At 64.7% G+C, this 16,441-nt stretch carries 12 protein-coding genes; 5 read left to right on the forward strand and 7 right to left on the reverse strand.

What is annotated here, in order from left to right:
- Positions 1-918 precede the first annotated feature (918 nt).
- A complete protein-coding gene (locus tag AC1DT7_RS22505) occupies positions 919-2,136 on the forward strand; it encodes an NADP-dependent isocitrate dehydrogenase (protein WP_478038408.1) in 1,218 nt (405 codons plus the stop codon).
- A 3-nt stretch (positions 2,137-2,139) separates the two neighbouring features.
- Here AC1DT7_RS22505 and AC1DT7_RS22510 read toward each other — a convergent pair whose 3' ends face one another.
- From AC1DT7_RS22510 to AC1DT7_RS22520, 3 genes are read right to left on the reverse strand one after another with little or no spacing between them, the layout of a single operon-like run.
- Positions 2,140-3,510 (reverse strand): glycerate kinase type-2 family protein, encoded by a 1,371-nt coding sequence (locus AC1DT7_RS22510; protein WP_478038409.1) that lies wholly within the window; start codon positions 3,508-3,510, stop codon positions 2,140-2,142.
- Positions 3,479-4,327, reverse strand: a complete 849-nt coding sequence (locus tag AC1DT7_RS22515) for an NAD-dependent epimerase/dehydratase family protein (protein WP_478038410.1) — start codon at positions 4,325-4,327, stop codon at positions 3,479-3,481. Before AC1DT7_RS22515 ends, AC1DT7_RS22510 begins: the two co-directional genes overlap by 32 nt.
- Positions 4,324-5,775 (reverse strand): NAD-dependent succinate-semialdehyde dehydrogenase, encoded by a 1,452-nt coding sequence (locus AC1DT7_RS22520; RefSeq protein ID WP_478038411.1) that lies wholly within the window; start codon positions 5,773-5,775, stop codon positions 4,324-4,326. Before AC1DT7_RS22520 ends, AC1DT7_RS22515 begins: the two co-directional genes overlap by 4 nt.
- Positions 5,776-5,912: 137 nt before the next feature.
- Here AC1DT7_RS22520 and AC1DT7_RS22525 point away from each other — a divergent pair, with 137 nt between their 5' ends.
- Complete coding sequence (locus AC1DT7_RS22525) at positions 5,913-6,611, forward strand: GntR family transcriptional regulator (RefSeq protein WP_478038412.1); 699 nt, start codon at positions 5,913-5,915, stop codon at positions 6,609-6,611.
- A gap of 42 nt (positions 6,612-6,653) precedes the next feature.
- Here the strand turns inward: AC1DT7_RS22525 and acnA are convergent, their stop codons facing one another.
- On the reverse strand, positions 6,654-9,365 hold the full coding sequence (gene acnA, locus AC1DT7_RS22530; RefSeq protein WP_478038413.1) for an aconitate hydratase AcnA: 2,712 nt from the start codon (positions 9,363-9,365) through the stop codon (positions 6,654-6,656).
- A 213-nt stretch (positions 9,366-9,578) separates the two neighbouring features.
- Here acnA and AC1DT7_RS22535 point away from each other — a divergent pair, with 213 nt between their 5' ends.
- Both AC1DT7_RS22535 and AC1DT7_RS22540 read left to right on the forward strand, forming a co-directional pair.
- Positions 9,579-10,721: a PrpF domain-containing protein gene (locus AC1DT7_RS22535; RefSeq protein ID WP_478038414.1), complete on the forward strand. Its 1,143-nt coding sequence runs from the start codon at positions 9,579-9,581 to the stop codon at positions 10,719-10,721.
- Positions 10,722-10,780: 59 nt separating this feature from the next.
- On the forward strand, positions 10,781-11,572 hold the full coding sequence (locus tag AC1DT7_RS22540) for an HpcH/HpaI aldolase family protein (RefSeq protein ID WP_478038415.1): 792 nt from the start codon (positions 10,781-10,783) through the stop codon (positions 11,570-11,572).
- Positions 11,573-11,585: 13 nt separating this feature from the next.
- Here the strand turns inward: AC1DT7_RS22540 and AC1DT7_RS22545 are convergent, their stop codons facing one another.
- From AC1DT7_RS22545 to AC1DT7_RS22555, 3 genes are all read right to left on the reverse strand, one after another.
- Positions 11,586-12,575, reverse strand: a complete 990-nt coding sequence (locus AC1DT7_RS22545) for a 2-hydroxyacid dehydrogenase (protein WP_478038416.1) — start codon at positions 12,573-12,575, stop codon at positions 11,586-11,588.
- Between the two features lie 153 nt (positions 12,576-12,728).
- On the reverse strand, positions 12,729-13,682 hold the full coding sequence (locus AC1DT7_RS22550) for a LysR family transcriptional regulator (protein ID WP_478038417.1): 954 nt from the start codon (positions 13,680-13,682) through the stop codon (positions 12,729-12,731).
- Between the two features lie 342 nt (positions 13,683-14,024).
- Positions 14,025-14,450 carry a PaaI family thioesterase gene (locus tag AC1DT7_RS22555; protein ID WP_478038418.1) on the reverse strand — a complete coding sequence of 142 codons (426 nt, stop codon included), beginning with the start codon at positions 14,448-14,450 and terminating at the stop codon, positions 14,025-14,027.
- Between the two features lie 176 nt (positions 14,451-14,626).
- Between AC1DT7_RS22555 and AC1DT7_RS22560 the strand changes: the two genes are divergently transcribed.
- Positions 14,627-16,435, forward strand: a complete 1,809-nt coding sequence (locus AC1DT7_RS22560; RefSeq protein WP_478038419.1) for an NAD(P)-binding domain-containing protein — start codon at positions 14,627-14,629, stop codon at positions 16,433-16,435.
- Positions 16,436-16,441 lie beyond the last annotated feature (6 nt).

Raw genomic sequence — 16,441 nt, forward strand, 5'->3', positions numbered from 1 at the left:
GACGCTACGTGACGCTACGTGTGCCGATCGTCGTCGAAGAGGCTGCCACCTCAACCGGCGTCGGGCCATCCGCCTCCGTGAATTCGGCATCGCCACCTAAATCCGGAAGGTCCGGATCCAGACCCGCGCTCCAATCGGCCGTGCCGCCCAACATCGGAGCAGGCCCAAACTCGAAATCCCCATAGATCCACGCGTGCGGCCCGCGGGTTCGGGCCTCCAAGACTTTCGTACGCCTGCCGGCATCCGAAACTCTTCAGGATTACGGACCGGCGGCTTTCGGGTGACCGAATGGCGTAAGCGGACGTTTGTTCATGAAGCCCGAGCTGGCAGCTACGCGCCCCATTGTTGCCGTTGAAGACTGGTACGCCGTCTCCTGAAAGCGGCCGTCGATTCATGTGTCGTCGACGTAGACCTCTCGCAGCTGGCTGGCCAAGAGCTGCTTTGCGATGTTCGTCAGCTTCCCGCCGTCTCCCACGCCCTGCAATACACTCTTCGCTTGGTCGCGTAGGGGATGGTCGGCGACCGCTCTCCGCATCAACTCCCATGATCCTAAAATCTGCCATTCGTTCAGGGAGGCAGACCGATACCACGGCGTTACTCGACGGCCAATCAGGCGGAGCGCTTTCGCAGCGCGCTGCTCACTCCGGGCAGCCGGATCGCGAGCCTCGTCCAGGTCCGCCTACCGCATGCCGTCGAGAAAGAAATGGGCAGCACCAACCGGACAAGCACGCGAATGCGAACAGGATCAGGTAAACGGTCATGACGCCGGAGTGCCTTCCCTGATGGCCCTGTGACAGGATAGTGGGCGACGCGACAGCCTCCATAAGTGCTGAACCGACAAGTTAGATATGCCCAAGCGCGCCTACCGCCGCGGGGCGATAGACGGCATCAGGTCCCCGCAAAGGCTAGGGATTTGGCATGGCAAAAATCAAGGTGAAGACCCCCGTCGTCGAGATGGATGGCGACGAAATGACCAGGATCATCTGGCAATGGATCCGTGAGCGGCTGATCAAGCCCTATCTAGACATCGACCTGATCTATTTCGATCTGGGGATCGAGAAACGTGACGAGACCAGCGACCAGATTACCATCGACAGCGCCAATGCGATCAAGCGCTATGGCGTCGGCGTCAAGTGCGCGACGATCACTCCCGACGAAGCCCGTGTCGAGGAATTCGGGCTCAAGGAGATGTGGCGTTCGCCCAACGGTACGATCCGCAACATCCTGGGCGGGGTCGTCTTCCGCGAGCCGATCGTGATCAGCAATGTGCCGCGTCTGATTCCGGGCTGGACCAAGCCGATCGTGATCGGGCGCCATGCATATGGCGATCAGTATCGTGCAACCGAGGTCCGGGTGCCCGGTCCGGGAACGCTGCACCTCACGTGGCGCGGCGCGAACGGTGAGACGATCGAGCGGGAGGTGTTCGATTTTCCCGGCGCCGGCGTGGCGATGGCGATGTACAATCTCGACGATTCGATACGCGATTTCGCGCGCGCTGCGCTCAATTACGGGCTGAACCTGAGATGGCCGGTGTTCCTCTCGACCAAGAACACCATTTTGAAGACCTATGACGGTCGCTTCAAGGATATCTTCGAAGAAGTGTTCGCCGCCGAGTTCGCGGATCGCTTCGCCGAGGCGAGTATCATCTACCAGCACCGCTTGATCGACGACATGGTCGCTTCGGCGCTGAAATGGCACGGCGAGTTCGTCTGGGCCTGCAAGAATTACGACGGCGACGTCCAGTCGGACCAGGTCGCGCAGGGCTTCGGCTCGCTCGGGCTGATGACCTCGGTGCTGATGTCGCCCGACGGCAGGACGGTCGAGACCGAAGCCGCGCACGGCACGGTCACGCGCCACTATCGCCAGCATCAGGAGGGCAGGGCGACATCGACCAATCCGATCGCATCGATCTTCGCGTGGACCGGAGGCCTCAAGTTCCGCGGCAAGTTCGACGAGACGCCCGAGGTTACCCGATTCGCCGAAACCCTTGAGCGGGTCTGCATCGAAACGGTCGAGAGCGGTGCGATGACCAAGGACCTGGCGTTGCTGGTCGGGCCCCAACAGTCCTGGATGAAGACCGAGCAATTCTTCGAGGCCGTGCGCGTCAATCTCGAAAAGGCGATGGCGGAAGGCTGAGCGCTACAGGACCAGCATCACCCGCAAATCGTTGACGTTGGTATGAGTCGGGCCGGTGACGACGAGGTCGCCGAGCCCGGCAAAGAAGCTGTAGCTGTCATGCGAGTCCAGGAACGCACGCGCGTCGAGATTCCGGCTCGCGGCGCGCGCCAGGGTGTCGGGCGTGACGATCGCTCCGGCGGCCTGCTCGGTGCCGTCGATGCCGTCGGTGTCGCAGGCGAGTGCCCAGATGTTCGAGGTCCCCGACAGAGCAATAGCGAGTGCGAGTTGGAATTCGGTGTTGCGGCCGCCGCGCCCGGCGCCGCTTGCGCCGATGGTTACCGTTGTCTCGCCGCCGGACAGCAGGGCCAGCGGCACACCTGCGGGTAGGCCGCGCGCTCGCACGGAGCGGGCGATGCCGGCAAACGCCGTTGCCACTTCCTTCGCCTCGCCCTCGATCGCGTCGCCCAGGATCATCGCGCGAACTCCAGCCCGTTCGGCAACGCGCGCAGCCGCAGCGAGCGACGCCGACGGCGCGGCCACGATGCGTACATCGGCGGCGATCTCGCCTGGCCAAGGGGTTTCCCCGGCCCGCTCCAGCGCCGCCAGTGCACGTCGGGGCAACGCGATGCGCCGCCGCGCAAGTATATCTCGAACATCGCCGAGACTGCTCGGATCGCCCACCGTTGGGCCCGAGGCAATTGCTTCGGGCGCGTCGCCGGGAACGTCGGATACCAGCAGAGATACGACCGGTGCCGGGGTGGCGGCGAGAGCCAGGCGGCCGCCTTTGATCATCGACAGATGCTTGCGCACCACGTTCATCTCGGCAATCGGCGCGCCGCTGGCCAACAGCAGGCGGTTGACTTCCTGTTTGTCGGCCAGCGTCATCGGCGGGGCCGGGGCGACCATCAGGGAGGAACCGCCGCCTGAAATAAGCGCGAGGACCAAGTCGTCTGGTCCCAGGTCGCGAACCGCGGCGAGAATGAGTGATGCCGCATCGACGCTACGCTGGTCGGGAACCGGGTGAGCAGCTTCGACGATGCGAATCCGGCCCGCTGCTGCGGCGGCGCCGACCGGTACGACCACCACTCCGGTCAGATCGACATCGGGCCAAGCTGAGTCGATCGCAGCCGCCATCGCTGCCGAGGCTTTGCCGGCGCCCACGACGACGCAACGTCCCTTAGGCTTGCTGGGAAGCCGAGCCGGTAGAATCGTTGCCGGCAGCGCTCTCTCCACCGCAGCGTCGAACATCGCACGCAGCAGCGACCGCGCATTCCTGTCCTCGGTGCCGTCGTCGCGTAAGTCGGCGCTCATCGCCGCAGCCTTCGACTTTGGTAAGCGGCGTACACGATCGTTCCCGTTTCTATCGAAATTGCGGCTGGTAACCGAAATCATGCAGCGCCTTGCCGCACGACATCAGCGATGCCGTACCGGGAAGATCGGCGACGATTTCCGTGTCCGGGCAGTGCCGCCGCAACAAATCGATTCCCGGCTCTCCCATCGCATTCTGGCCGGCGGTGATGTTGTAGGGGCCCGAGGGCATCGTTGGAGCCTCGAGCGCGAGGCGGCAGGCACGGGCAATATCGCGTGCATCGGCGCGGTTCCATAGCAGGAACCGGCCGACGTCGGGCGTGGCCGTCTTGAGCGCGGCGACCTCCTCGTCGAGATCATCGGGCGCGCGTGCGCCCATGATCCGGAAAGTGGCGACCCGGATGTCGCGCCGCTCGGTGAAATAGGCGGCGACCTGCTCGCCGCATATCTTCGACAGCGCATAGGCATTGAGCGGGCGCAGCGGATGCGCCTCGTCGACCGGAGCGTAGACCGGGCAGTGCTCGGCAAAGCCATAGACCTGGGCGCTCGATGCGACGATCGCGCGTTTGACGCCAAGGCGCGAACTGACATCAAGCAGGTTGAAGGTGGATGCGACATTGTCGGCAAAGGTTCGCGAATCTGCGACGAAGCCGGGATCGCTCCATGCCGCCAGATGGACCAACGCTTCGGCGGCCATGTAGCTGAGCGCGCCATAGGCGTCCTCCATCCGCGCGGCGTCTCCCACTATCGTCGGGACGCCAGCAGGTGGCTGCTCCGGGCGGCGAACGTCGAAATTGGTGACCTGATGGCCGTGCGCGGCCAGTTCTTCGAGGACGAATCGTCCAAGCCGCCCGCTGCCGCCGGTGACGAGGATCCGCATGGGGGTGTTGCTGGAGGTCATATCGACGCGCCGATCGCAGTGGAGACCACCATTTTTGTCATATATGCGTCGAGGCTCTCGGCGCCGCCCTCATGGCCGTAGCCACTTTGCTTGACGCCGCCCAGCGGGAGCTCGGGCAACGCCGCGCCATTGACGTGGTTGACACACAGGGAACCGCTCTCGATCCCGGCGGTGAGTTGCGCGGCGCGATCGAGCGATTTGGTGAAGGCGAAGGCGGCGAGGCCATATGGAAGGCTGTTGGCGCGATCGATGGCATCGTCTAGCCGCTTGAACGATGCGATCGGCGCGATCGGCCCGAACGGCTCTTCGTGCAGCACCAGCGCCTCTGCCGGTACATCGGTGAGCACCGTCGGCTCGAAGAACAATCCCTGCGCACCGATCCGCGCACCGCCTGTGGCGACATGGGCGCCGCGAGCGACCGCGTCGCCGACCAGGCGCTCCATCGCGTCCAGCCGCCGGGCATTGGCGAGCGGTCCCATGGTCACGCCTTCCTCGAGGCCGTCGCCGACCCGCAGTTCGCGGGTCCGGGCGATGAAGGCGTTGACGAATTGCGGATAGATACTCTCCTGGACCATCAGCCGGGTGGGGGCGGTGCAGATCTGCCCGGCATTGCGATAGCGTGCTGCAGCGACAAGACGGCCGACCGCTACCGGATCGACATCGTCGCACACGATCAGCGCCGAGTGCCCGCCAAGTTCCAGATTGGCAGGCTTGAGGTGGTCGGCGCACAGCCGCGCGATCGCTCGCCCGACATGGAGCGGTCCGGTCAGCGTCGCCATCCGGATGCGCGGGGATTCGATCAGGCGCTGGGCGATTTCCGGGGGATCGCCGAACACCAGATTGACGACGCCGCGCGGCACTCCCGCTTCCTCGAAACAGCGGACCAGTGCGATCGCGCCGGCCGGGGTTTCCTCCGAGGCCTTGATCACGATCGAGCAGCCCGCCGCCAGCGCGCCGCCTATCTTGCGCGCCGGCGATACGACGGGGACATTCCAGGTCGAAAAGGCAGCGACTGGCCCGATCGGCCGCCGCAGTACTGCTTGATGCAGGTCCGGCGCTCCTTCGACGATGCGGCCATAGGCCCGTAACGCCTCACCCGCATCCCATTCGAGGATCTCGGCTGCTCGGATGACCTCGCCGCGTGCTTCCCCGATCGGCTTGCCCTGTTCGAGCGTTACAAGACGGGCGATGTCCTCTGCGCGCGCCCGCAGATTTGCCGCCGCGCGGCGGATCAGTGCGGCGCGCGCCGCCGGGGCCTGGTTGCGCCAGTCTTGGAATCCGCGCCATGTTGCCTCAAGCGCGTCGCCGATGTCGGTGGGTGAGGCGTGCCGCAGCCCGCATAGCGTTTCGCCGGTGGCCGGGTTGATCACGTCCAGGCCGCTCGCGCCGCCGCCGGTGCGCCACGCGCCGTCGATGAACAGCTCAATCGTTTTCGGATAATCGCTCACATAGACTCCGTTTGATTGCGGGAGGGTCGGGCGCTTGATTCCCGCGCACCAAGCGTCAACTTGACGCAAGTTCGCTTTCCGACGCAAATGGCGCCAGCGCCCGTTCGCACGCCGCGACAGCCAAGAGTGAGCCCATATTGACCCCAGCCGATGAACCCGGCGCCGGCGAGCGAACGCTGGCCGAGCAGTTGTTTCGCTTGATCAGCGAAGCGATCGTCCGCGGTGAATTGCCGGCAGGCAGCAAGATCAGCGAGCCGGCGCTGGCGACCAAATACGGCGTCTCGCGCGGACCGCTGCGTGAAGCGCTCTACCGGCTTCAGGAGCGACGACTGGTCACCCGTCTTCCTCATATCGGCGCGCGCGTTGCGCCACTGTCGCTCGGCGTGCTTCAGGAGATTTTCATCACGCGCGAAGCGCTCGAGGGAATGGCCGCGCGTGAGGCGGCGCGCAACGGCACGGTCGAGGAACTCGCTGCGATCCGCGCCGCGCATGATGCCTTTGTCAGTGGGCATGTCTCGGCCCGCCCCGAGCCGCGCTCCTATATTCGCGGCACCGCCGATGCCGACTTCCACTTCCTGATCGCCCAGGCCAGCCACAATCCGACCTTGATTACCTTGCTGTGCACCGATCTCGATCTGCTGCTGCGCTTCTATCGGTCGCAGATGCAGCATCTGGTCGGGCGCGTGCCCAGGGTGCTGGTCGAACATGCCCGCATCGTCGAAGCGATCGAGGAGCGCGACGAGGAAATGGCCGAATTCCATATGCGCCGGCACATCGCTGCAGCCCGCGCCGCGCTCAGCGCCCTGATCGCGACCAAGGAGCCTGCCGAGAGCTAGGCAAGGCGTCGGCGGCGTGGCTTCGGCTGGGCCGGCCACGCGTTACTGTGCCTCTGCCGAAACGTGCGGAGCGAGGATCGAGCGCAGGACATAGGGCACGATCCCGCCATTGGCATAATAATCGGCTTCGATCGGTGTATCGATACGGACGGTGACGGGAATATCCTGCGTTCCGCGGGCGCCGCTGATGCGCAGCACGGCATCCTGCCGCGGCGCGATCGGTCCGTCTATGCCGAGCAGATCGAAGGTCTCGCTGCCGTCGATAGCGAGCGAGGCGATGTCGAAATCCCCCGCGAACTGGCACGGAAGGACACCCATCCCGATAAGATTGCTGCGATGGATGCGCTCGAAACTCATGGCGAACACGGCACGCACGCCGAGCAAGCTAGAGCCCTTGGCGGCCCAGTCGCGGCTCGATCCGGTGCCATATTCCTTGCCGGCGATGATGATCAGCGGCACGCCCTGCTCCGCATAGGCCTTTGCTGCATCGAAGATGCTCATCCGCGTACCGCTCGGCTGATGGACCGTCACCCCGCCGACCTCGTCCGGCGTCAAATGGTTGCGGATGCGTACATTGGCAAAGGTCCCCCGCACCATCACTTCGTGGTTGCCGCGCCGGGAGATGTAGCTGTTGAAATCAGTCTGGGTGATGCCGTGATCGCTCAGATAGCGTCCGGCCGGCGAACTCGGCTTGATCGAGCCGCCGGGGCTGATGTGGTCCGTAGTCAGCGAATCGCCGAACATTGCCAAAAGCCGCGCGCCCCGCACGCTGCGCTGCGCCGGCAAGGCGATCGTGAAATCGTCGAAGAAAGGAGGCTTCTTGATATAGGTGGAGTCGTCCCGCCACGAGAAGGTCCGCCCCGTGCCGCCGACCAGATCTTGCCACAGGCGATCACCCTTGCCGACATCGGCATAAACGTCGCGATAGAGCGAGGCGTCGGTCGCGAAGTGAAGGTAGTCGGCTATTTCCTCGCCGCTCGGCCAAAGCTCGCGCAACATTACCGGCTTGCCGGCACGATCGGTCCCTATCGGCTCGCGCTCGACAGCGATATCGACCCGTCCGGCAATGGCCAAGGCGACCACCAGCGCGGGGCTCATCAGGAAATTGGCCTGGATCGCGGCATGGATCCGCGCCTCGAAATTGCGGTTGCCCGAAAGCACCGAAGCGGTGACCAGACCGCCCTCCACAATCTGCTCCTCGACCCCGGGCCGCAACGGTCCTGAGTTGCCGAGACAGGTCATGCAGCCATAGCCGACCGGCTGGAAACCGAGCTGGTCCAGATAGGGTTGCAGTCCCGCCTTCGCGAGATAGCCGGACACCGCGCGCGAGCCTGGGCTGAACGAGGTCTTGACTGTGGGCGAGACAGTGAGGCCGCGCTCGACCGCCTTGCGCGCGAGCAGCCCGGCGCCCAGCATCAGCGCCGGGTTGGAGGTATTGGTGCAGGATGTGATCGCCGCAAGGACGATGCTGCCGTCGGTGACGCGATTTGGGTCGTGGTCGCCGCTGGGACGCGGCCGGCCGAAGCCGCCTTGTTCCACCGGCGCTGACAATTGCGCCGAGAAATCGGGTGCGAGCGCGTCCAGCGCCAACCGGTCCTGAGGGCGCCGCGGCCCGGCGACACTCGGCTCAACGCTGCCAAGGTCGATCGAGATCGTGCGGGTGAAATCTATCTCACCTGGCTGGGAAAAGCCCCACAGAGACTGGGCCCTGAGATACGCTTCGAGCGCCGCGAGCGCCTCCTCGGAGCGGCCGACACCGCGATAATATTCGAGTGTGCGCTCGTCGATCGGGAAGAAGCCGATCGTTGCGCCGGTCTCCGGGGTCATGTTGGCTATCGTCGCGCGATCGGTGGCGCTGAGTGAGGCCGCGCCTTCGCCGAAATATTCGAGGAACGATCCCACGACATTAGCACCGCGGACTTGCTCGACGATCGTCAGCACGGCGTCGGTCGCTGTCACGCCCGGGCGCAAAGCACCGGTGAGCTCGATGCCGATCACGTCGGGCGTCAGGAAATAGATCGGCTCGCCGAGCATGCCAACCTCGGCCTCGATTCCACCGACGCCCCAGCCAACCACGCCGAGCGCGTTGATCATAGGGGTGTGCGAATCGGCGCCGACCAGGGTGTCGGGGAAATAGACTCCGTCGCGTTGTTGCAGACCGGGCGAGAGATGCTCGAGATTGATCTGGTGGATGATACCGAAACCGGGCGGCACGACGCGGACGCCGTTGAACGCCTGACGCGCCCATTTGAGGAATCCGTAACGCTCTCCGTTACGCGCGAATTCCAGCGCGAGGTTGCGGCTAAGCGCGTCGTCGGTTCCCGAAAAATCGACCTGTGCGGAATGGTCGATGATGAAATCGACGCCAACCTTGGGCTCGATCAGACCGGCATCGGCGCCCAGCGCCACAGCGGTGTCGCGCATTGCCGCGAGATCGGCGAGCAGCGGCACGCCAGAAGAATCGGGAACGATGATGCGGCTGACGACGAAGGGAATCTCTTCATTGCGAGGGGCGGTCGGCCGCCACGACGCCAGCGCCCGAACATTGTGCTCGGTAATGGCAGTGCCGTCCATGTTGCGCAGCAATGATTCGAGCACGATCCGCAGCGATACCGGTAGGCGGCTGACATCCCCGAATCCCGCGTCGACAAGGGCGGGTAGCGAATAATAGGTGCCGCTCTGGCCCGCTCCGTAATCGAAGTGGCGGACGCATGCATTGAGGCCGCGCGGCTTTCCTTCCGGGACGGCGCTCATTCCGCAAAGCCCAGCGAGCAGACCGGAGCGCGGCGCGTCGGTTGGTGTCTGCTGGGCTTCAGAGCACCAGCGGCGAGAGCTCTCATTGATGACAATATTTGCTCCAAACATGCGTCAGGCGCCAGCCGATGCCATTCATGGGAATAGACTGTCAACAATCTAATTGCCAAAGTCAGAATATGGCTCCATGACCACGATCATGGGAGCAACCGGATGAGTCAGCGGCGGCTGAGGGCCGTATTCATGCGCGGCGGAACCTCGAAAGGGCTGATTTTCCGCGAGGAGGATCTGCCGGTTGCGCGCGACGCTTGGGCCCCGATCTTCACCGCCGCGATGGGATCACCGGACCCGAACGGGCGCCAGCTTGATGGCATGGGCGGCGGCGTTTCGTCGCTTTCCAAGGTCTGTGTGGTCGGACCCGCGACGCGCGCTGATGCAGATGTGGATTTCACCTTCGTGCAGGTCCTGGTTGAGCAGGACACGGTCGATTATGGCGCCAATTGCGGCAACATGTCCTCTGCGATCGGCCCGTTTGCCGTCGAGGAGGGGATGGTCGCGGCACCCGCCGATGGCGAGGCGGTGGTCCGCATCCACAACACCAATACCGGCAAGATCGTCGTCGCGCGGTTCGCGATGCGGGATGGCGAGGCAATGGTCGAGGGAGAGTTGGCCCTGGACGGCGTCGCCGGCAGCGGCGCGCCGATCCGGCTTGATTTCGACGATCCGGGCGGATCGCGCACCGGGCGCGTGCTGCCAACATCGCGCCCGATCGACATGTTGGAAGTCGAAGGTCTCGGCTCACTATCGGTGAGCCTTGTCGACGTCGCTCTGCCCATGGTGTTCGTCCATGCCGCCGATCTGGGACTTTCCGGCATCGAACTTCCCGCGGCGCTGGAGGACGATGCGGCGTTGCTGCAGCGCCTTGAGGCGATACGCCGGGCAGCGTCGGTGAAGATGGGCATAACCCCTGATCTGGCCGCAGCGGCGTCGCTGGGGACGATACCCAAGATCGCGCTGATCTCCGCTCCCGCTGAGTATCTGACGCTCTCCGGCGAGACGATATCCTCGGGCGCGATGGATTTAGCCGTGCGTATGGTGTCGATGGGTCGGCCGCACCGCGCGACACCGATGACCGGCGCGCTGTGTCTCGCGGCCGCGTGCCGGATGGCGGGCACGCTCCCGTACCACCTCGCGGCACCGAACCCGGGCGCGGCGCTTCGGATCGGTCATCCCTCGGGCGTGGTCCAGGTCGGCGCCGCAGTCGAGGATCGCGACGGCGAGCCCTATGTCCCATTCGCCACCGTATATCGCACGGCGCGGCGCCTGTTCGAAGGCGTGGTGCTGTTTCGCGCCTGATCGGACTCGACAGGTGCGATCAGGCGTTTCACTCCATGCTTTAGCCAAGGATTTTCTGAATGACTGTCTCGCGCCCTGACCCCCGGCAATTCCGCGCCCGCCTGCTGGCGCGCGAGCCGATGATCGGCACCTTCATGAAGGTGCCGGCGTCGCAGAATACCGAGGTGCTCGGCCTTGATGGCTTCGATTTCGTCGTCCTCGACGAGGAACATGCGCCGTGGGACCGGGTGACGCTTGACACCGCGCTACTTGCGGCGCGTGCCTATCAGACCGCCGGCCTGGTTCGCATTGCGCGTCCCGACGCGAATAGCGTGCTGGCAGTGCTCGACGATGGTGCGATGGGCATTCTCGTCCCACACGTCTACTCAGCGGCCAAGGCGCGCGACGTCGTATCCTGGGCGCGGTATCGCGGCGGGGTGCGCGGTGCCGGAGCGAGCCGCGGGGGCGATTATGGCAAGCGCGGGGCCGATAGCTTCGATTATTGCGATGAGACGACAGCCGTGATCTGCATGATCGAGGACCGGCAGGCGCTTGACGAGATCGACGCGATCGCCGGGGTCGAGGGCGTCGATGCGCTGTTCCTCGGGCGCGGCGATCTCGGTCTGTCGCTGAGCAATGCCACGGACCCTGTTCCCACCGTCAAGGCCGCCGTGGAAGATATCGTTGCTGCGGCCAACCGGGCCGGCAAGCCCGTGTCTGCGGTGGTCCAGTCGATGCGCAGCGACGAAGCCAAATGGCTGATCGACCTCGGCGTTACCGCGATGATGGTCGCGTCCGACCTAGGCTTTCTGCGCCAGGCGGCTGGCGCGGCGCTACGTGATTTCAACGAGATGATGAAGCCGGGCGCCTAGCGGCCCCCGAGCCTCAGCGGACGAGGTCCTCGGGTTCGGCGCCGGCGCAGAATGCCTCGATATTGGCGAGCATGCGCATCCCCATGCCCTCGCGGGTCTGGCGCGTTGCACTGCCGAGATGCGGCATGAGGACGACGTTCTCCATCGTCAGCAGCGCCGGATGAATTGCCGGCTCGTGTTCATAGACATCCAGCGCGGCGCCGGCGATCGTTCCGTCCATGAGCGCCGCGACCAGGGCTTCCTCGTCGATCAGGGTTCCCCGAGCCGTGTTGACCAGCACTGCACCCGGCTTCATCCGGCGCAGCGCGGCGGCGTCGATGATATGGTGGGTTTCGGGCGAGGCCGGGGCGTGGAGCGATACGATGTCCGAAGCGCCGAGCAGCGCGTCGACTGTATCGACGCGCTGCGCCATCCCCCGCGTTTCCGATCCGTCCGGGCCCGACCGGCGGAAATACAGGACCTTCATGCCCAGCGGGGCAACCCGCTCGGCCACGGCCTGTGCAATCCGCCCATAGCCGAACAGGCCAAGCGTCAAGCCGCGTATGTCGGTGCCAAGCATGTGCGTCGGCCGCCACCCGGTCCAGCCGCCGGCGCGCAACTCGCGTTCGCCTTCACCGGCGCGCCGCGCCGCCATCAGGATGAGCATCAGCGTCAGGTCCGCGGTGGCGTCGGTCAGTGCGCTAGGGGTGTTGGTGACGGCGATACCGAGCGCGCGGGCGGCCGCGAGATCGATATGGTTCACCCCGGCGCCGAAATTGGCGATCAGGCGGGTGCGGATCTCGCCCAGCCCGGCGAACAGGCGGTCATCGATCGGGTCGGTGATAGTGGGGCACAGGATGTCATAGTGCGACAACGCGTCGCGCAATTGCGCGGGCGACAGCGGCGTGTCGCCGCGATTGAAGGTCGCGTCGAAGCGCGCCAAGAGCGCCGCCTCGACTGAGTCGGGCAGGCGCCGTGTCACCAGGATCCGGGGCCGGTCGGGGAAGGCCAGAGAAGCGGTCATGCGGGTGCGTCGATCCAGGTCGGGGGGCGGGAGTCTCCCGCCTCCGATACACTGGAATTGCCACTTCTGCCCGCGTCCGACAGCGCAATTCAGATATGCCGGGGCGGTGGGCCGAGACGGCACAGCTGCTGTCCAAGCGGCCGCGCGGTGCAATCAGACCGCGGCGGCTTCATTCCCCTCTTCTCCTGCTTCCGGATGCATCAGCTCGACCAGCATGCTTTCGATGAGCCGCGCCACGGCGTCGGCGGGGCGGCGCCGATTGGGGGAGGTGCTGAGCACCAGCTTGAAGGTGAAGCCGGGATCAACGATGCGCGAAGCGCGGAGGCGGCCGGCGCGGACATGCTCGCCGATCCATCCCATGCGCGCCGCAGCTGCCCCGGATGCCAGCGGCGTCACCAGATATCCGGCGCCCGCCTCGACCAGCGCGGCGATGGGACCCGGCGAATTGACCTCTGCGGTGACGTTCAGCGACATCCCCTTCTGCGACGCGACCTGATCGAGCAACCGACGCCACGAATTGGGCAACGACGGCAGGAGCAGGGGCAACCGCGCCAGCTGCGCGAACGGGATGGTCTCGTTGCTGGTCGAGGAGCTGTCGGGCAAGCCGATAAGATAGGTCTCGAGTTCGCCGATAAGCCGGTCGTCTTCGCCGATTATCGTATCGGGGTGCATATAGACCGCTATGTCAGTCTTGCCGTCGCGCAGGTCGGCCTTGGCGCCGCCAAAGGCTTCCCACACGTTGAGCCGGATGTTTGGATGCATCTGCTTGAGCTTGGTGAACAGCGGGCCCGCCAGATACGGCGCGATCTGCGGCGACACCGCGACCTTGACCTCACCCGCAAGCTGGTTGCGGAGTTCGGCGCCGCATCCGGTAATGTCCTCGGCGGCGTTAATGATGAGATCGATCTGCGGCAGGATCCGCTCGCCAAGTTCCGTCAGCACGACGCCCCGACCGTTGCGGTAGAAAATGCGGCCGCCGCATTCGCGTTCGAAAGCCGCAAGTTGCCTGCTGACAACCGACTGCGCCCAGTTCAGGCGACTGGCGGTCTTGCTCAGACTTCCCGTCTCAAGGATCTGCTTCACCATGTGAAGTTGGGTCAGCTGCATGGCATCCCTCCAAAGTAGTTTCTTTTTTTGCGAATTCAGACTTGCTCGAAACAGATATCCGAAATGCCGGATGCGCCTGCATCGAGACAGGTTCTTCGCTATTGGAGGACGGTACCATATCTAGTTGTGCGACGCCACCGTCCCTGCTGCGGCGCGATCCATGCCGGGAGGGGACATCGACAATTTCTTATTGGGCAATCCTGAATTGCTGGAAGCGCAATCGGGCGGTCTATTGCTTGCGATAGAATCGGCCGGGCCCACGCCCAATCACCTACCGTGGGGCGTAACCTGCAACAGGCTGGCGTCCCTCCAGATCTGCGGCAGCTGGATCCTTAGGCATGTCTATTTCGGGCGGAGGAGGCGCCACATGCCGTTGGCACGCGCCACCACGCCGCGAGGTCCGTGGAGCACGGTGTCGCAATAGCCCGATTTGTAGCTGGCATGGACAAGCCGCGTCCGGCTTTCAATCCATTCGCCCGGCAAGGCGGCGGCGAGATAATCGATGTTGAGCGTCATGGTCGGGCCGCCGGCCCCGGTCGCGGTATCGATCGCCATTCCAAGCACCATGTCGAGGAAGGTGGCCATCATCCCCCCGTGACAGGCATTGTTCGGGTTGCAGTGTTTGGAGAGCACCCGAAAGCCGAGCCTGATCGGTTCTTCGGCGTCGAGCTGGTCGGTTGTCCAGTACATCGGACCGGCGAGCTGCTCGAACGCACCATTGTCGACCAGCCGCCAGTCGCGTCCTTGCGGAGGAATTGAGACGTCCATGTCGGTTGCCGGTTCCCTGTCCATTCCGCCTTGTACCGCGACCCCCAAAGTCGCGATATCGATACGTCAATTGCTCTCACGCGAAATCGGCAGCGGGCTGCTTGTAAGCGCGGCGGCTGCTCTGCAGGAGTATCGCATCATCGCTCCGATGACGCTTCTAACTTGATGGCTCCGACATGGTTGATACCGATCCGACTGCAATAATCGCGCAGTGGCTTGCAGACTTTCAGCATCACCTTTCCGCGGGCGACGCAGATCGCGTCGCGGCGATCTTTGCGGACGACGAATGCTATTGGCGCGATTTCGTTGCGTTCACCTGGAACATTGCGACGATGGATGGGCGCAGCCAGATCGCCGACCTTGTGCGTGCGCAGATCGGCTCGGCATTGCCGGTGTCGTTCGCCGCCGAGTCCGGCGCAACTGTCGCAGATGGAATGGTTCAGGGCTGGTTCGATTTCGAGACCGCGACGGCACGCGGCAAGGGTCATGTGAGGCTGCTCGACGGCAAGGCGTTCACCGTGATGACCGCAATCACCGAGCTCAAGGGGTTCGAGGAGCCGGGCGGACGCCGCCGCGTCGAAGGCATGGTGCCGCACGCCGTTCGAGGACGTACCAGCTGGACGGACCGGCGCGACGCAGAAGCGCGAGCGCTCGGCAGCGAGACGCAACCCTATTGCCTGATCGTCGGCGGCGGGCAGGGGGGGCTGGCGCTCGGCGCGCGCATGAAGCGGCTGGGCGTGCCGACGCTGATCATCGACGCACTTCCCCGGCCAGGCGATGCATGGCGCAGCCGCTACAAGTCGCTATGCCTTCACGATCCGGTGTGGCTCGACCACTTGCCTTACGTGCCGTTTCCCGATCATTGGCCGGTGTATACGCCCAAGGACAGGATGGGTGGCTTTCTCGAGGCCTATGCCGGCATCATGGATCTAGACTTCTGGGGCTCGACGCTGTGCCGCTCGGCGCGGTTCGACGAGGCATCGGACAAATGGGTCGTCGAGGTCGAGCGCGATGGTCAGTCGATCACACTCAATCCGAGCCAACTGGTCCTTGCGACGGGCCTTTCCGGCAAGCCGCAAACACCGCGGCTTCTCGGCGCGGAGACCTTTGTCGGCGATCAATATCACTCCTCACAGCATGTTGAYGCCGCTCCCTATGCCGGCAAGAAGTGCGTCGTGATCGGCGGCAATAATTCCGCGCACGACATCTGCGTCGATCTGTGGGCGGCGGGGGCTGAGGCGACAATGGTCCAGCGCTCGCCGACCACCGTGGTGCGGCTCGAGACGTTGCGCCGAATTGCTGAAGAAGGCCCGTTCTCGGAGGGCGGGCTCGAACGCGGAATCGACACCGAGCGCGCGGACCTGATCGTCGGATCGGTGCCGTTCCGCGTTCGCGAGTCCATCGACCGGGCACATAGCGAGCGCATGCAGCGCGAAGATGCGGATTTCTATCAGCGCCTGGCCGAGACCGGATTCTTGTTCGACTTCGGGGAGGACAACACCGCTACCGCCGGCAAATATTCGCGCCGGGCGTCGGGTTACTATATCGACGTCGGGTGCTCGGGCCTGATCATCGAGGGGCAGGTTCGCGTGGTGAGCGGCGTGGGCGTGACCGAAATCCGGCCGCATTCGGTCTTGTTGAGCGACGGCAGTGAGATTCCCGCCGATCTCATCGTCTATGCCACCGGCTATGGATCGATGGAAAGCTGGGCCGAGAATCTGATCTCCAAGGAAGTCGCGGATCGGGTGGGCCGATGCTGGGGGCTGGGTTCGCAGACGGCGCTCGACCCGGGGCCGTGGGAAGGAGAGTTGCGCAACATGTGGAAACCCACCCGGCAAGGGGGCTTGTGGTTCCACGGCGGGAATCTGGCCCAGTCGCGGTTCCATTCACTTCACCTGGCGCTGCAGATCAAGGCCCGGATGGAAGGGCTGGACACCCCAGTCTTCACTCCGCCGCCGGTTTCACGTCCCTCGCTGGCGCGTTGATCTGGC

Source organism: Sphingomonas sp. P3_C6 (assembly GCF_056402595.1).